This window comes from Streptomyces sp. B21-105, assembly GCF_036898465.1.
Taxonomy (GTDB): Bacteria; Actinomycetota; Actinomycetes; order Streptomycetales; family Streptomycetaceae; genus Streptomyces.
Map to the genome: position 1 here is coordinate 7,682,774 of NZ_JARUMJ010000001.1, position 15,860 is coordinate 7,698,633.

17 protein-coding genes are annotated in these 15,860 nt (G+C 68.1%); all 17 read left to right on the top strand.

Annotated features, from left to right (window positions below; genetic code table 11):
- Window positions 1-31: 31 nt before the first annotated feature.
- Window positions 32-511: a PhzA/PhzB family protein gene (locus QA802_RS34440; protein WP_334531119.1), complete on the top strand. Its 480-nt coding sequence runs from the start codon at window positions 32-34 to the stop codon at window positions 509-511.
- 71 nt (window positions 512-582) lie between these two features.
- Window positions 583-1,767, top strand: coding sequence for a 3-deoxy-7-phosphoheptulonate synthase (locus tag QA802_RS34445; RefSeq protein WP_334531122.1), 1,185 nt, complete (start codon window positions 583-585; stop codon window positions 1,765-1,767).
- A gap of 45 nt (window positions 1,768-1,812) precedes the next feature.
- A complete protein-coding gene (locus QA802_RS34450) occupies window positions 1,813-2,436 on the top strand; it encodes an isochorismatase family protein (RefSeq protein WP_334531125.1) in 624 nt (207 codons plus the stop codon).
- On the top strand, window positions 2,433-4,325 hold the full coding sequence (locus QA802_RS34455) for an anthranilate synthase family protein (RefSeq protein WP_334531128.1): 1,893 nt from the start codon (window positions 2,433-2,435) through the stop codon (window positions 4,323-4,325). The genes QA802_RS34450 and QA802_RS34455 overlap by 4 nt, the downstream gene beginning before the upstream one ends.
- A complete protein-coding gene (locus QA802_RS34460) occupies window positions 4,315-4,698 on the top strand; it encodes a hypothetical protein (protein WP_334531131.1) in 384 nt (127 codons plus the stop codon). Before QA802_RS34455 ends, QA802_RS34460 begins: the two co-directional genes overlap by 11 nt.
- Window positions 4,683-5,516, top strand: a complete 834-nt coding sequence (locus QA802_RS34465; RefSeq protein WP_334531133.1) for a PhzF family phenazine biosynthesis protein — start codon at window positions 4,683-4,685, stop codon at window positions 5,514-5,516. Before QA802_RS34460 ends, QA802_RS34465 begins: the two co-directional genes overlap by 16 nt.
- Window positions 5,517-5,526: 10 nt before the next feature.
- Window positions 5,527-6,174, top strand: coding sequence for a phenazine biosynthesis FMN-dependent oxidase PhzG (phzG, locus tag QA802_RS34470; RefSeq protein ID WP_334531136.1), 648 nt, complete (start codon window positions 5,527-5,529; stop codon window positions 6,172-6,174).
- Window positions 6,175-6,200: 26 nt separating this feature from the next.
- The gene (locus tag QA802_RS34475; protein ID WP_334531139.1) at window positions 6,201-6,725 is read left to right on the top strand and encodes a flavin reductase family protein; all 525 of its coding nucleotides are present in this window, start codon (window positions 6,201-6,203) and stop codon (window positions 6,723-6,725) included.
- Window positions 6,726-6,733: 8 nt separating this feature from the next.
- Complete coding sequence (gene wrbA, locus QA802_RS34480) at window positions 6,734-7,357, top strand: NAD(P)H:quinone oxidoreductase (RefSeq protein WP_334531142.1); 624 nt, start codon at window positions 6,734-6,736, stop codon at window positions 7,355-7,357.
- Window positions 7,358-7,565: 208 nt separating this feature from the next.
- Entirely contained in the window at window positions 7,566-8,759 is a 1,194-nt protein-coding gene (gene metK, locus QA802_RS34485; protein WP_334531145.1) for a methionine adenosyltransferase, read from the top strand.
- Window position 8,760: 1 nt separating this feature from the next.
- Window positions 8,761-9,747 (top strand): carbohydrate kinase family protein, encoded by a 987-nt coding sequence (locus QA802_RS34490; protein ID WP_334531148.1) that lies wholly within the window; start codon window positions 8,761-8,763, stop codon window positions 9,745-9,747.
- Window positions 9,744-10,697 carry a methylenetetrahydrofolate reductase [NAD(P)H] gene (gene metF / locus QA802_RS34495; RefSeq protein ID WP_334531151.1) on the top strand — a complete coding sequence of 318 codons (954 nt, stop codon included), beginning with the start codon at window positions 9,744-9,746 and terminating at the stop codon, window positions 10,695-10,697. The genes QA802_RS34490 and metF overlap by 4 nt, the downstream gene beginning before the upstream one ends.
- A 76-nt stretch (window positions 10,698-10,773) precedes the next feature.
- Window positions 10,774-11,958: a chorismate synthase gene (gene aroC / locus QA802_RS34500; protein WP_334531154.1), complete on the top strand. Its 1,185-nt coding sequence runs from the start codon at window positions 10,774-10,776 to the stop codon at window positions 11,956-11,958.
- Window positions 11,959-11,984: 26 nt separating this feature from the next.
- Window positions 11,985-12,467, top strand: coding sequence for a shikimate kinase (locus QA802_RS34505; RefSeq protein WP_334535053.1), 483 nt, complete (start codon window positions 11,985-11,987; stop codon window positions 12,465-12,467).
- Between the two features lie 175 nt (window positions 12,468-12,642).
- Complete coding sequence (locus QA802_RS34510; RefSeq protein ID WP_334531157.1) at window positions 12,643-13,386, top strand: VOC family protein; 744 nt, start codon at window positions 12,643-12,645, stop codon at window positions 13,384-13,386.
- 302 nt (window positions 13,387-13,688) lie between these two features.
- A complete protein-coding gene (gene mgtE / locus QA802_RS34515; RefSeq protein ID WP_334531160.1) occupies window positions 13,689-15,047 on the top strand; it encodes a magnesium transporter in 1,359 nt (452 codons plus the stop codon).
- Between the two features lie 465 nt (window positions 15,048-15,512).
- Window positions 15,513-15,734, top strand: a complete 222-nt coding sequence (locus tag QA802_RS34520) for a hypothetical protein (protein WP_334531163.1) — start codon at window positions 15,513-15,515, stop codon at window positions 15,732-15,734.
- Window positions 15,735-15,860: the final 126 nt, after the last annotated feature.

Genomic DNA, 15,860 nt, shown 5'->3' on the forward strand with positions numbered 1-15,860 from the left:
TACCGATCCCCCTCACAGCGGAGGACCCCTCATGGCAGAGCCCCGAATACCCGCCGACGAGACCGAGGTTCGCGCCCACAACCGCGCCATCGTCGAGCAGTACATGAACACCCGCGGCGAGGACCGGCTCCGGCGGCACCTCCTCTTCACCGAGGACGGCGTCGGCGGCCTGTGGACCACGGAAAGCGGCGAACCGATCGTGATCAGTGGCCGTGACCGGCTGGGGGAACACGCCGTCTGGTCGCTCAAGTGCTTCCCCGACTGGGCCTGGATCAACATCGAGATCTTCGACACCCAGGACCCCAACCGCTTCTGGGTCGAATGCGACGGCGAAGGAAAGATTCTCTTCCCCGGTTATCCCGAGGGGTACTACCGCAATCACTTCATCCACTCGTTCCTTTTTCAGAATGGGAAGATCAAGCAGCAGCGCGAGTTCATGAACCCGTGCCAGCAGTTCCGCTCCCTGGGAATCGACGTCCCGCGTGTCGAACGCGAGGGAATCCCCACCTGACAGGCCGTCCGCGTGAAGGCGGGCCGTCACTATCCGGTCGTAAATACTCTCCGTCCGACGGGGGAACAGTCGTGGGACATGCAGTAACCGACGTCCAGCGGGCGAAAGCCCTGCAACAACCCGAATGGAACGATTTTTCACAGGTCCAGCGCGTGAGGGAAATCCTCAGCTCCCGCCCGCCGCTGGTCCGCGTGGACGACGTGCACACGCTCAGGTCGCTGCTCGCGTCCGTCGCCACGGGCGAAGCACACGTGGTGCAGGCGGGAGACTGCGCGGAGGACCCGGGAGAGTGCACCGCGGAGCACGTCCGGCGAAAGACCGCCGTCCTTGACCTGCTGGCCACCACGCTGAAGATGGTCACCGGCAAGCCCGTCCTGCGCGTCGGGCGCATCGCGGGGCAGTTCGCCAAGCCGCGGTCGAACAGCTTCGAGCAGGTCGGCGACCTGGTCCTGCCCGTGTACCGCGGGCACATGGTCAACAGCCCGGAACCCGATCTGGAGGGCAGGCAGCCGGACCCGCTGCGCATCCTCACCGGGTACATGGCGGCGGGTGACATCGTGGAACACCTGGGCTGGCGCGCCCCGGCTCTGCGCGCGTGGCCGAGCATCGAGCCCCTGGTGTGGACGAGCCATGAGGCACTGCTCCTGGACTACGAAGTCCCAATGATCCGAGAGGTCGGGGACGGCAGGCGCTGGCTCGGCTCCACGCACTGGCCGTGGATCGGCGAACGGACCCGGCAGTTGGACGGCGCCCATGTCGAGTTGCTCGCCGACGTCGTGAACCCTGTGGCCTGCAAGGTCGGCCCGAGCATGAGCACCGAAGAAATCACGTCCCTGTGCGAACGGCTCGACCCGCTCAAAGAGCCCGGCCGGCTCACTTTGATCGCACGTATGGGCGCTGACGCCGTCGGTGACCGCCTGCCGCCTCTGGTGGCTGCGGTCCGCTCCGCGGGCCATCCCGTGATCTGGTTGTGCGACCCCATGCACGGCAACACCATCACCGCATCGGACGGCAAGAAGACCCGCTTGCTGACCACCCTGGCCCGGGAGGTTGCCGGGTTCCGGCGCGCGGTTGCGGCGGCGGGCGGAGTGGCCGGCGGACTGCACCTGGAAACCACCCCGGACGACGTGACCGAGTGCGTCGCCGACGCGTCCGCGCTCGGCTCGGTCGGCGGCCGACACACGACCTTCTGCGACCCCCGCCTCAACTCACGGCAGGCCGTCTCCCTGGTCACGGCCTGGTCCGACGCTCTGTGAACACCACTGCTATCTCGGCCACATCGCTTTGAAAGGAGCTGCCCGATGGCCGGCCTACCCCCCATCGCGTCGTACCCCCTGCCGACCGCGGAGAGCCTGCCCGAGAACCTGGCACAGTGGGCGCCGCGCCCGGAGCGCACCGTCCTGCTCGTCCACGACATGCAGCGCTACTTCCTCAACGCCCTGCCGAACCCCCTGCGCACCGAGCTCGTCCACAACGCCGCCATGCTGCGCAAGCGCTGCGCCGCTCTCGGAGTGCCCGTGGCGTACACCGCGCAGCCCGGGCGGATGACCGACGAGCAGCGAGGGCTGCTGAAGGATTTCTGGGGGCCGGGAATGCGCACCGACCCGGCCGACCGGGAAGTGACGCCGGAACTGGCCCCTGCCGAGGGCGACTGGACGTTCACCAAGTGGAGGTACAGCGCCTTCTTCCGCTCGGACCTGCTGGAGCGTATGCGGGTCTCCGGCCGCGACCAGCTCGTCCTGTGCGGCGTGTACGCGCATGTCGGCGTTCTGGCCACGGCGTTGGAAGCCTTCACCAACGACATCCAGACGTTCCTCGTTGCCGACGCCGTCGGCGACTTCTCCGAGAACCATCACCGGCTCGCACTGGACTACGCCGCCCAGCGTTGCGCCATGGTCGTTCCCTCCACGGAGGTGTTCGCATGAACAGCAGGGATCGCGGTGATCTGCTCGGCAGCGTCCTGAACCTGGAGCCGTCTGCATTCGCTCTGCTGCACCGGCCGGAGTGCGGGGTGCCGGACACCGTCGACGTCCTAGTCGGCGACGTGACGCAGCCCCGCACCCTGGCGGACATACCCCTCGGCGAGGCGGGGCCCGCATCGCCGCACACCGAGCACGACGTCCTGGTCGTGGTGCCGTACCGGCAGATCACCGAGCGGGGATTCACCGCACCCGACGACGGTGCACCGCTCATCGCCCTGTCGATCAACAGCCAGACCAGGGTGTCCGTGCCCGAGATCCTCCTGCGGCTCCCGGACACGCCGACACACGTGACGGCCCATGGCTTCGACATGGACGACGAACGGTACGCCGAGACCGTACGACGTGTCGTCGCGGAGGAGATAGGCACGGGCGAAGGGGCCAACTTCGTCATCAAGCGCTCTTTCGTGGCCGACATCAGCGACTACTCGCTCCACAGCGCCCTGGCGTTCTTCCGCCGTCTGCTGGAACGGGAGCAGGGCGCGTACTGGACCTTCCTCATCCACACCGGCCACCGCACCTTCATCGGCGCCACACCGGAGCGGCACATTTCCGTCAGCGGCGGAGCGGCCGTGATGAACCCGATCAGCGGCACCTACCGTTATCCGCCGGCCGGCCCCACGCTGGAGGGCGTCACCGAGTTCCTTGCGGATCGCAAGGAGACCGACGAGCTATACATGGTCGTCGACGAGGAACTCAAGATGATGGCCCGCATCTGCGAGGGCGGCGGCCGGGTCCTGGGCCCCTATCTCAAGGAGATGGCAAGGCTGGCTCACACCGAGTACTTCATCGAGGGCCGGACCGATCGTGACGTGCGCGACATCCTGCACGAGACGATGTTCGCCCCCACTGTCACGGGCAGCCCGTTGGAAAGTGCGGCGCGTGTCATCCGGAAGTACGAACCTGAAGGTCGCGGCTACTACAGCGGCGTGGCCGCGCTCATCGGCCGGGACGTGAACGGTGAACGCTCACTCGACTCGGCCATCCTTATCCGCACCGCCGACATCAACGCACGCGGCCGTGTACACATCGGTGTCGGTGCCACGCTGGTGCGTCACTCCGATCCGGTCTCCGAGGTCGCGGAGACCCACGCAAAGGCTTCGGGGCTCCTCGCTGCCCTGGAAGCCGGACGCACCCGCCGTTTCGGCGCGCATCCGGACGTCCGCGCCGCCCTCAGCCGCCGCAACACCGGCATCGCCGAGTTCTGGCTGCAGGACAGCGCGAGCCGTCGGCCTGCGGTCACCGGGCTGGATGGACTGAAGGCACTGGTCATCGACGCGGAGGACACCTTCACGGCGATGATCGGACACCAGCTCCGCGCCCAGGGCGTCCACGTAACGGTCAACCGCTTCGACGAGCCATACGAGTTCGACGGCTACGACCTCGTCGTCATGGGACCCGGTCCCGGCGACCCTCGTGCCACCGGCGACCCCAAAATCAGTCATCTCCGTTCGGCGATCGACGGCCTGCTGCGGCAACGCCGACCCTTCATCGCCGTATGCCTCAGCCACCAGGTGCTCAGCCTGGCCCTCGGACTCGACCTTGTCCGCCGGGATGTCCCCAACCAGGGCGTTCAGCGGGAGATCGACCTGTTCGGCTCCCGCGAACGGGTGGGCTTCTACAACACGTTCGCCGCCCGCAGCACCGAGGACAAGCTGGACATCGAGGGAATCGGCCCGGTGGAAGTGAGCCGTGACCAGACAACCGGTCACGTGCACGCGCTGCGCGGCCCCGGCTTCGCCTCGATGCAGTTCCACGCCGAGTCGGTCCTCACCGTCGACGGGCCGCGCATCGTCGGACAGACCATCCGGGAGGTGCTCGACCGTGCGGGTTGACATCGCCTGGTGGGAGCTCGACGGTTCCCCGCAGACCATCGACTCCCTGCGCGAGCACCTGCGGGACGGCACCGTCGACGCCTGGCGCGAAGTGCCGGGCCTGCGGCTGAAGTTCTGGATGGCGGACAGGCAGCACAACCGCTGGGGCGCGGTCATGCTCTGGGAGTCGGACCGTCCGGCCGACCTGCCGGCGAACCGTGCCGCGGCACTGATCGGCCGCCCGCCCACTCACCGGACCAGGTTCGACGTCGAAGCCACGGTCGAAGGAGCGTACGCCTTGCGCGAGTTGCAGGGCCTTGGGCCCGTGTTCGCGCCACCGCCGGCATCGCCCACATCCATACGGGGGGAAGAGGCACCGTGCACGAATACATAGTGGTGGACGCCTTCGCGCGCAGACCGCTCGAAGGCAATCCCGTGGCCGTCTTCTTCGACGCCGCCGACCTGACCGCCGAGCTGATGCAGCGCATCGCCCGGGAGATGAACCTTTCCGAAGTCACCTTCGTCCTGCCGCCGGAGCAGGGCGGTGACGCTCGGATCCGCATCTTCACCCCCGTCAACGAGCTGCCGTTCGCGGGCCACCCCATGCTCGGCACGGCGGTGGCCCTGGGCCACACCCTCAAGGAGGACCGGCTCCTCCTGGAGACCGCCATGGGCCTCATCCCCTTCCAGCTCCGCGACGACCAGGGCATCCCGGCAGTGCGGATGGAGCAGCCGATCCCGACATGGGAGCCGTACGAGCACCGCGCGGAGCTCCTGGAGGCACTCGGCGTCACGGAGTCCACGGCGCCGGTCGAGATCTACCGCAACGGCCCGCGGCACGTCTTCGTAGGGCTGGAGAGCGTGGCTGCGTTGTCGGCTCTCCGACCGGACCACCGTGCCCTGAGCCGTTTTCCGGACATGGCGGCCAACTGCTTCGCCGGCGAAGGCACCCACTGGCGGACACGGATGTTCTCACCCGCCTACGGGGTGGTCGAGGACGCAGCGACCGGTTCCGCCGCCGGCCCTCTCGCCATTCACCTGGCCCGGCACGGACTGAGCGCGTATGGCGAGAGCCTCCAAATCCTCCAGGGAGTCGAGATGGGCCGCCCTTCGCTGATGCTGGCGACCGCAGACGGCACGGGCGAGGACGTCCGGGGCGTTCAGGTCGGCGGCCACGGCGCCATCGCAGCCCGCGGCACCCTCAACGTCTAGCGAGGCCCACATGAACACCAGTCAGTTCGAAAGCCTCACCGGCGAGGTCGACATAGACTTCCCCGAGTACGACAATCCCCCGCCCGACCCGATGCCGCTCGTCCACCAGTGGATCGCCGAGGCCATCGCGCGCGGTGTGCGAGAGCCCCGCGCGCTCGCCCTGGCGACCTCCGACAGCCAGGGACGGGCCTCCACCCGCATCGTCTTCCCGACCGAGGTCAGCGACCGCGGACTGGTCTTCCCCAGCCACAGCACCAGCCAGAAGGGCCGCGAACTGGCCGCCACCGGATGGGCCTCCGGCCTGCTCTACTGGCGGGAGACCGGACAGCAACTCATCCTTTCCGGCCCGGTGTCACAGCTCGGCGACGCCGAATCCGACGCACTCTGGTTCGGCCGGCCCATCCCCATGCACGCCATGTCCGCTGCCTCCCGGCAGAGCGAACCGTTCAATGACCTGGCGGCCGTGTCCGACCTGCGCGCCGAGGCAACCCGCCTGGGAGCCACCGGTACCTCACTGCCGCGGCCGCCCCGCTTCGTCGGCTACCTACTCACCCCCGTCGCCGTGGAATTCTGGTGCGCCGACTCCCAGCGACTGCACCGCAGGCTGCGCTACGACCGCCAGGATCACCGGTGGTACGCAACCCGGCTCCAGCCCTGACCTGCGACGAACCGGAGATCAAAACAATGGAACGCACAGCTCTGACGCATGCCATGGCCAGGGTTCCCGGACCGGTGACCGTGGTGACGACGATCGACGGCACGGGCAAACGCTGGGGATTCACCGCCAACTCGTTCAGTTCCGTCTCCCTGGACCCGCCCCTCGTCCTGGTCTGCCTGAACAAGACCGCCAGCACACACGAGGCGTTCACCTCGGCCGACCGCTTCCTGATCAACGTCCTCGCGCACGGCCAGGACGCGGTCGCACGGCGCTTCGCCCAATCCGGGGTCGACCGGTTCGCCGCGGGCGACATGGAGACCTGCGAACTCGGACTGCCCGGATCGCACGGCGCCTGCGCCCGCGTCGCCTGTTCGATGTACTCCATCGTCGACGCGGGTGATCACAGCATCCTGATCGGCCGCGTGGTGGACACCTACACGGACGACCGGACACCGCTCGTGTACTACAACCGGGCCTTCGCCTACCCTGCCACCGCCACAGGGGCGAGGCTCGAGGAGCCGGTGAAGATCCTTCACCTGGCGGACTGGTGACCGCTGCCATGAGGAACACAGTGAAGGTCGCCGTCATCTACTACTCCGCCACGGGGCACGTCGCCGACATCGCCCGCGAGATCGCGGAGACGGCCGAGAAGGCGGGCGCCGAGGTCCGGTTGCGCAAGGTCCGGGAACTGGCACCCCAGAGCGCCATCGAGTCCAATCCGACCTGGGCCGCCCACACTGCGGCAACGGCCGAGATCCCGGTTGCCGAGGTCGAGGACGTCGTGTGGGCCGACGCCGTTGTCATGGGGTCACCAACGCGATTCGGCAACGTCTCCGCCCAACTCAAGCAGTTCCTCGACACCCTGGGTGGTGCCTGGCGCAAGGGTGAACTGGCCGACAAGATCTACAGCGGCTTCACCTCCACGGGCAGTCCGCATGGAGGCAACGAGTCCACTCTGCTGGCCCTGATGCACTCCTTCCACCACTTCGGTGGAATCGTTGTCGCGCCCGGATTCACCCACCCCGACAAGTTCGTCGACGGCAACCCCTACGGGACAGCACACCACGACGCCGGCGGCACCGCACCAGTCGGAGATGTCACTCGCAACGCTGCCCGTGTCCAAGCCGAACGCGTGGTGACAATTGCCCGGGCCGTCACCGCCGTGTCCAGCGGAAGCCAATAGCGGCTCCGCCCCCGTGCGGGACGCGGAGGGCAGCCCCCGTCGATGCCACTGCCCGCCGACAGAAGCCGGACACCGGTCCCGTCGGCCCCGTCCGCGTTCCTACCGGCCGGAGAGCTCCTACATCCCCCGAGGAGCTCTCCGGCCCGGCCACCAACCCAATACAACTGATCAACCAACAGCCAGCAGCCGCTGCGACCCAGGGAGAGCCATGTCCCGCCGCCTGTTCACGTCGGAGTCCGTGACCGAGGGCCACCCCGACAAGATCGCCGACCGGATCAGCGACACGATCCTCGACGCCCTCCTCAAGGAGGACCCGAAGTCGAGGGTTGCCGTCGAGACCCTGATCACCACCGGCCAGGTCCATGTCGCCGGGGAGGTGACCACCACGGCGTACGCGGACATCCCCAGCCTGATCCGCGACGCGGTCCTCGACATCGGCTACGACGCCTCGAAGAAGGGCTTCGACGGCCGCTCCTGCGGGGTGTCCGTGTCGATCGGCGCCCAGTCCCCGGACATCGCGCTGGGCGTGGACTCGGCCGGTCAGGACGGCGACGGTCTGGAGACGCAAGGGGCCGGTGACCAGGGGCTGATGTTCGGGTACGCCTGCGACGAAACGCCAGAACTGATGCCTCTGCCCATCCAACTGGCGCACCGGCTCTCATACCGGCTCTCCCAGGTCCGCAAGGCCGGCGTCGCACCGTATCTGCGTCCGGACGGCAAGACCCAGGTCACCATCGAGTACCTGGGCAGCCGGGCGGCGCGCCTGGACACCGTGGTCGTCTCCGCACAGCACGCCGGCGACGTCGACCTGGACGGTCTGCTGGCCCCCGACATCCGCACGCACGTCGTCGAGCACGAACTCGCACGACTGGCGGACGACGGCATCAAGCTGGACACGGAGGACTACCGTCTGCTGGTCAACCCCACCGGCCGGTTCGAGATCGGCGGTCCGATGGGTGACGCGGGCCTGACCGGCCGCAAAATCATCATCGACACCTACGGCGGCATGGCCCGCCACGGCGGCGGCGCCTTCTCCGGCAAGGACCCCTCCAAGGTCGACCGCTCCGCCGCCTACGCGATGCGCTGGGTCGCCAAGAACGTCGTCGCGGCCGGCCTCGCCCGCCGCTGCGAGGTCCAGGTCGCCTACGCCATCGGCAAAGCCGACCCGGTAGGGCTGTTCGTGGAGACCTTCGGCACCGCCGCTGTGCCGCAGACGGCCATCGAGTTCGCGATCAAGCAGGTCTTCGACCTGCGTCCGGCCGCCATCATCCGCGACCTCGACCTGCTGAGGCCCATCTATGCCCAGACCGCTGCCTACGGTCACTTCGGACGCGAACTGCCCGACTTCACCTGGGAACGCACCGACCGGGTGGATGCCCTGCGCCACGCGGCGGGGTGCTGAGATGAGCATCGCCATCACCGGCTCCATCGCCACCGACCACCTGATGACGTTCCCCGGCCGCATCGCCGACCAGCTGCTGGCCGACCGCCTGGACCACGTCTCGCTGTCGTTCCTGGTCGACACCCTCGAGATCCGGGACGGAGGCGTAGCAGCCAATATCGCCTATGGGCTTGCCGGCCTCGGACACCGCCCACTCCTGGTGGGCGCCGTCGGCGCCGACTTCCACCCCTACGGTCAGCGGCTGGTCGAGCGGGGCGTGGACGTCTCAGCCGTCCACATCTCCACCACACGCCACACAGCCCGCTTCCTGTGCACCACCGACCAGGACGGCAACCAGATCGCCTCCTTCTATCCGGGCGCGATGACCGAAGCATCCGCCACCGACCTTGCCGACATCCTCCGCAGCCACGTTGGCATCGACCTCGTCCACATCGGCGCAGACGACCCCGCCGCGATGCTTCGCCATACCCGCACCTGCCTCACTCAGGGCCTCCGTTTCATCGCCGACCCGTCCCAGCAGCTCGCACGGCTCGACGGAGAGGAAATCCGCGAGCTGGTCGATGGAGCCGACCACCTGTTCACCAACGAGTACGAACGTGGGCTGCTGCTCGCCAAGACGGGCTGGACACAAGCCGAGGTCCTGATGCGCGTCGGCACCTGGGTCACCACCCTCGGTGAGAAGGGCAGCCGCATCGAACGCGCCACTGATCCCGCACTCGATGTCCCCGCGGTCCCGGCGGCGACCGTCGCCGATCCGACCGGTGTCGGAGACGCCTTCCGGGCCGGATACCTGGCCTCTCTGACCAAGGGCCAGGACGCCGTGACCTGTGCACGCGTGGGATCCGCCCTGGCGGCACTCGCCCTCTCCTCCGTCGGCACCCAGACCTACACCGCTTCTCCTTCACACCTAGGGGACCTGCTCAAGGCCGTGTACGACACAGACGTCCCCGCCATTACGGACCTGCCGTCAGGAGGCGAGCGGGCATGACCGCAGCCACCCTGGCCCCCACCCCTGTCGCGGCGATCCGACGAAGTCCCGCCGAACTGATCGCGGCCGGCCACCGGTCGTACTCGTTCGAGTTCTTCCCATCCAAGTCCGCCAAAGGCGAGCGAACCCTGTGGACTGCGCTGCGCCGCGTCGAGACCCTCAACCCTGCTTTCGTCTCTGTGACGTACGGAGCAGGCGGATCCTCCAGGGAACGAACCGCCGCCCTCACCGAACGGATCGCGGAGGACACGACCTTGCGCCCGGTCGCCCACCTCACGGCCGTCAGCCACTCAATAGCTCAACTGCGCACGATCATCGGCCGATACGCCGACGCCGGCATCCGCGACGTGCTCGCGCTGCGAGGAGACCCGCCCGGAGACCCGCAAGGACCATGGATCCCTCACCCGAACGGGCTGAACCACGCTGCTGAACTCGTAGAACTCATCCGTGAATGCGGCAACTTCAGCATCGGCGTGGCCGCCTTCCCTGAGCGGCATCCACGCTCACCCGACTGGCACACCGACATCCGCCACTTCGTGGCCAAGTGCCGGGCCGGCGCAGACTACGCCATCACCCAGATGTTTTTCCGATCCGAGGACTATCTCCGGCTGCGTGACCGTCTCGCTGCCGCGGGCTGCGACACACCTGTCATCCCAGAGATCATGCCCGCCACCCGCTACGACCAGATCGATCGATTCGCACGCCTCAGCAACGCCACCATCCCCGACGATCTCGCCACGCGCCTGCGGACCGCGCAACACGACCCCCGGGAATCCCACCGCATCGGCGTGGACCACGCCACCGAACTCGCCCAGCGACTGCTCGACGAGGGCGCCCCCGGCCTGCACTACATCACCCTCAACAACTCGTCCGCCGCCATGGACATCCACCGAGCGCTGCGTCTGCCCACACCACCTGGCCAGCGGCAGAGAGAGGAGACGCCGGGATGACGACCGCCGGATCCAAGCCCCGGCCGGGGCAGGGCAGCCTCACGTCTCATGAGCGCTTGGCCAAGAGGGCTGAGCGTTGAGCAGGTTGCGCTGGCTGACCGCGGGGGAGTCCCACGGTCCCGCGCTCGTGGCGACGCTGGAGGGTCTTCCCGCCGGCGTGCCGATTACCACGGAGATGGTGGCGGACCACCTGGCGAGGCGGCGGCTGGGCTATGGCCGCGGTGCCCGGATGAAGTTCGAGCGTGACGAGGTCACCTTCCTCGGCGGTGTCCGGCACGGCCTCAGCCTCGGTTCCCCGGTCGCGATCATGGTGGGCAACACCGAGTGGCCCAAGTGGGAGCAGGTCATGTCGGCCGACCCCATCGACCCGGAGATCCTGGCGGGCCTCGCGCGCAACGCGCCGCTGACCCGGCCGCGGCCCGGTCACGCCGACCTCGCGGGGATGCAGAAGTACGGCTTCGACGAGGCCCGGCCGATCCTGGAGCGGGCCTCCGCCCGGGAGACGGCGGCCCGGGTGGCGCTCGGCGCGGTGGCCCGGTCGTACCTGAAGGAGACGGCCGGCATCGAGATCGTCAGCCACGTCGTCGAGCTGTGTGCGGTGAAAGCCCCGCAGGGTGTCTACCCCACCCCGGCCGACGTCGAGAAGCTGGACGCCGACCCACTGCGCTGCCTGGACGCTGACACATCGAAGGCGATGGTGGCCGAGGTGGACCAGGCCCACAAGGACGGCGACACCCTTGGCGGAGTGGTCGAGATCCTGGCGTACGGCGTCCCCGTGGGCCTCGGCTCGCACGTGCACTGGGACCGCAAGCTGGACGCCCGCCTGGCGGGTGCGCTGATGGGCATCCAGGCGATCAAGGGTGTCGAGCTCGGCGACGGCTTCGAGCTGGCGCGGGTGCCGGGCTCGAAGGCGCACGACGAGATCGTGAACACGCCGGACGGGATCCGGCGGGTCTCCGGCCGTTCGGGCGGGACCGAGGGCGGACTGAGCACGGGTGAGCTGCTGCGGGTGCGTGCCGCGATGAAGCCGATCGCGACCGTGCCGCGCGCCCTGCAGACCGTCGACGTGACCACCGGCGAAGCCGCGCAGGCCCACCACCAGCGCTCGGACGTGTCCGCGGTCCCGGCCGCCGGCATCGTGGCCGAGGCCCTGGTCGCCCTCGTCCTCGCGGACGCGGTGGCGGAGAAGTTCGGCGGCGACAGCGTGCCCGAGACCCGCCGCAACGTGCAGTCCTACCTCGACAACCTGGCCATCCGGTGAGCCCTCTGGTGGTGCTCGTCGGTCCGATGGGCGTGGGCAAGTCCACCGTCGGACAGCTGCTCGCCGAGCGGCTCGGCGTCGGCTACCGGGACACCGACGACGACATCGTCACCGAGCAGGCCCGCACCATCGCGGAGATCTTCGTCGACGAGGGTGAAGCGGCCTTCCGGGCGATCGAGAAGGCCGCCGTGCGGCGGGCGCTCGCCGAGCACGACGGTGTCCTCGCGCTGGGCGGCGGCTCGGTCCTGGACGCGGACACGCGCGCGCCGCTGGACGGCAAGCGCGTCGTCTACCTCTCGATGGACGTCGAGGAAGCAGTCAAGCGCACCGGCCTGAACACCACGCGTCCGCTGCTGGCGGTCAACCCGCGCAAGCAGTGGCGCGAGCTGATGGAGGCGCGCCGTCACCTGTACGAGTCGATCGCCACGGCGGTCGTGGCCACCGACGGCCGTACGCCCGAGGAAGTGACCCAAGCCGTCCTGGACGCACTGGAGTTGAAGGACGAGTGAGTGGGGCGGTGGGCGAATTCGCCCTGAACCGGCCAACAGACGGAAGCAATCTGCAAGTTACCTGCTCACACTGGAGTCGCCCGGCAGGAGACCTGCACGCTTATCGAGCTGAGCTTCGTGAATGGCGCCGACTCGCCAGGACGAAGGTCGATCGCTGCTGTGTGAGGAGATACCGATGAAGATCACCCGCCACCTTCCGGGCGCACCGTGCTGGGCGGACCTGGACACCCCCGATGTGGCGTCTGCGCGTGCCTTCTACAGCTCCCTCTTCGGTTGGGAGGCCCTGGAACTTCCGGGTGGCTACGTGAACTTCTCGCTGCGCGAAGAGAAGATCGTGGGTGCGATCAAGCTCAAGGAGGGGGAGGAGCACTCGGCTGGCTGGAGTGTCTACTTCATGACAGACGACCTCATCGAGACGACGAAGGCCGTGGAGGCGGCAGGCGGCAGCGTGGTCAGCCCTCCGAGGAAGGTCTCGGTCGCCGGTAGCGCCGCCGTCTACCAGGCCCCCGATGGAGCAATCTTCGGCGCCTGGGAGCCGGACAAGCACCCCGGGTCCGGCCTGGTACACGAACCCGGCACGCTGTCCTGGTTCGGGCTGAGTACCCCCGACGTGGACGGCTCCACGGCGTTTTACACCCAGGTCTTCAGCTGGGCGGCCGCGGCGCCGACGGCAGTCGGCAGCGTTCACCTCACGGCAGCCGGTGACTCAGCGGAATTCGGCGGCGTCAGCATCGGGCCCGCGACCTCGCCGGGCTGGACCCTGCACTTCGGCGTGGAGGACATTGACATCGTCTCGCAGACGGCGGTCTCGCTGGGGGGCAAGATCATCGCCTCTCCCACAGAGGTGACCGGCGTCGGCCGTGTTGCCCTGCTGAAGGACCCATCTGGCGTGACCTTCGCGCTGGTCACCCGAGCCTGATACCAGCCGTGCCCTGGTGGGCCAGTTCCGCGGAGAGAGTTCCCACCGGGGCAACGGCCGTGCTCACTCGCACGAATCCTTCGGTCGGCCCCTTGGCTAGCGCTCTGCAATCCAACTGTGGAGAAGGAGGGAGGTGGTTCGCCATGCAGAGCGAGCCTCCCAGTCGAACCTCGCGTACGGCCTCCCCGCACGTGGGCGTGCTGTGACTTGTCACAGTTGACCCTCCACCAGGCAGGGACGGCGCCGGTACGCGCCTCGCGTAAGAGCATCCCGCCCGACCGCCTGCCGAGGTGACTACTGCCATGACGCGCACACAACTGACTAACGACGAGCTGCCCACCGAACTCCGGGACGCTTTGGAGCGCCACAACCTGCGTGCTGCACAGGTCTTGCTGGGTCAGCGCCCACCCCACGTCATCGCCGACGAGCTGGCCCGTATGCACGCCGTCGACGCAGTGGTCGCGTTCCGGCTCCTCGACAAGGACGAAGCCATAAAGGTCTTCGAGGAACTGCAGCCTGTCGACCAGCAGGCCATCCTGATGGGACTGCGAGACGTGGCCTTCCGCGAATTGGTCGAGGAGCTGGATCCCGACGACCGTGTCCGCATGCTTCGCGAGGCCCCGGCCAAAGTGGTCCAGCGGGTCCTGGCAGGACTCAGCGCGCATGAGCGTCAGGTGACCGCCGCCCTGCTGGGGTATCCGGACGGCTCGGTAGGGCGCTACATGACACCCGAGGTGGTTGCGCTGGACCAACACCTGACCGTGCAACAGGCGCTGGAGCTCGTCCGATCCAAGGGTGCGGATGCCGAGACCGTCTACACGCTGCCTGTGGTGGACGGCGGACGCCGCCTTACCGGTGTCGTCGAGCTCCGTGAGCTCGTTCTCAGCCCGCCGGGAATCGCTGTCCTCGACCTCGTCCTCCCCGACGCCCCCCGCGCGCACGCGGCCGACCTCGCGGAAGACGCGGCGCGTCTGATGCGCGAGACGAACACCCTGGACCTGCCCGTCGTCGACAGCGAGGAAAGGCTCGTCGGGCTGCTCACCATCGACGACGCGGTCGAGGTAATCGAGGAGGCGGACACGGAGGACGTCGCACGGCAGTCGGGATCGGCTCCATGGAGCGGGCATTACATGGCCGCGACCGTGTGGCAGTTGGCACGCTACAGGGCCGTATGGCTTCTGCTATTGCTGCTGGCCGCGACACTCACCGTGACGGTGACGCAGGCTTTCGAAAGCACCCTTGAGAAGGTCACCCAACTCGCGATGTTCATTCCGCTGCTGATCGGCACGGGTGGAAACGCGGGAGCTCAGGCGGCGACGACCGCCGTACGCGCGCTGGCCTTGGGAGAAGTGCGTGTCCACGACCTGCCCGCGATCGTCTGGCGCGAGTGCCGGGTGGGGGTCGTGCTTGGAACGATGCTGGCGACGCTCGGTATGGCGCTGGGTACGGTGTTCGTTGGCGCGCACATCGCTGTTGTGGTCGGGATCTCGCTAGTGATCATCTGTGGGTGGGCGGCGACGGTCGGCGGCACCATGCCGATACTGGCGAAACGCCTTCACATCGACCCGGCCGTGGTTTCGGCTCCGATGGTCACCACACTGGTGGACGCCACAGGGCTAGTGATCTACTTCCTCACCGCCCGAACCGTCCTGGGTGTCTGAGCAGATCCTCGGAAACAGGCAGCAATGGATCCAGCTGCGCGCTCGCCAACAACGAGAGTCCGTGCCGACTGACCGTGGGACGTACGTGGGATCCGTGGCACCCTGGGACACTGGCGCTGTCCTGAAGACCCGGACGTAGCTTCTCGACGCCGACTGGACGTCAGCCTCCTGGGCGACCGCGAGCGCATGCGCTGCATCGCCTGGCGTGGATCAGGGCGACGGCTCGAGGCAGGAGCGACATGCTGTCGCTGGCTCATGAGCCTGATGTGGCCTGCGTGGAAGGCGCGCAGACTTCATGCATGTGCGGGCGCTGTCGGGTACGTTTGGGGATGCACCGACTGCACAGCAGCCTCGGCTACCGCAGTCCCGCCGAATACGAGACCGCGCTCGCAGCCTGACCACCACACCGATGGTGTCCGTCAAAGCGGAACAAGCTCACTTTGACCGAAGTGTCCAGTCACGGGCTTGTCGACTGTCGTTGCGGGATGGCGCCTGCTCGTACCGAGCTACAGGGCGTGTCCCAATGGCGCCTGCTGGACCAGGACTGAGCAGGGCTGGCATCTGCTGCTCGACGTCGACCTCCGTCCCAAAGGCTTCTCGCCCGAGCCAGAGGTCGGCACGGGCCTCGCCTACTCGGTATCGGTCGGCACCGAGCGGGACGGCGGCAAGGAAACTTGTTGGCACTGATCCGGAAATCTATGCGTCCGTGTGACGCGAACCGTTGCTTGCCCGGGACCGTTCCTTGCTCGCTCAAGGCCGAGCGGAGGCCGCACGCACCTCACCGGCGACCGGCCCGGGCCGCGGCCGCCGCCC

Coding starts and splice junctions, on each gene's coding strand:
- QA802_RS34475 (WP_334531139.1), top strand. CDS start 6,201: ATGGAACGCACAGCTCTGACGCATGCCATGGCCAGGGTTCCCGGACCG.
- QA802_RS34455 (WP_334531128.1), top strand. CDS start 2,433: ATGAACAGCAGGGATCGCGGTGATCTGCTCGGCAGCGTCCTGAACCTG.
- QA802_RS34505 (WP_334535053.1), top strand. CDS start 11,985: ATGGGCGTGGGCAAGTCCACCGTCGGACAGCTGCTCGCCGAGCGGCTC.
- QA802_RS34510 (WP_334531157.1), top strand. CDS start 12,643: ATGAAGATCACCCGCCACCTTCCGGGCGCACCGTGCTGGGCGGACCTG.
- mgtE (WP_334531160.1), top strand. CDS start 13,689: ATGACGCGCACACAACTGACTAACGACGAGCTGCCCACCGAACTCCGG.
- QA802_RS34490 (WP_334531148.1), top strand. CDS start 8,761: ATGAGCATCGCCATCACCGGCTCCATCGCCACCGACCACCTGATGACG.
- wrbA (WP_334531142.1), top strand. CDS start 6,734: ATGAGGAACACAGTGAAGGTCGCCGTCATCTACTACTCCGCCACGGGG.
- metK (WP_334531145.1), top strand. CDS start 7,566: ATGTCCCGCCGCCTGTTCACGTCGGAGTCCGTGACCGAGGGCCACCCC.
- metF (WP_334531151.1), top strand. CDS start 9,744: ATGACCGCAGCCACCCTGGCCCCCACCCCTGTCGCGGCGATCCGACGA.
- QA802_RS34450 (WP_334531125.1), top strand. CDS start 1,813: ATGGCCGGCCTACCCCCCATCGCGTCGTACCCCCTGCCGACCGCGGAG.
- QA802_RS34440 (WP_334531119.1), top strand. CDS start 32: ATGGCAGAGCCCCGAATACCCGCCGACGAGACCGAGGTTCGCGCCCAC.
- phzG (WP_334531136.1), top strand. CDS start 5,527: ATGAACACCAGTCAGTTCGAAAGCCTCACCGGCGAGGTCGACATAGAC.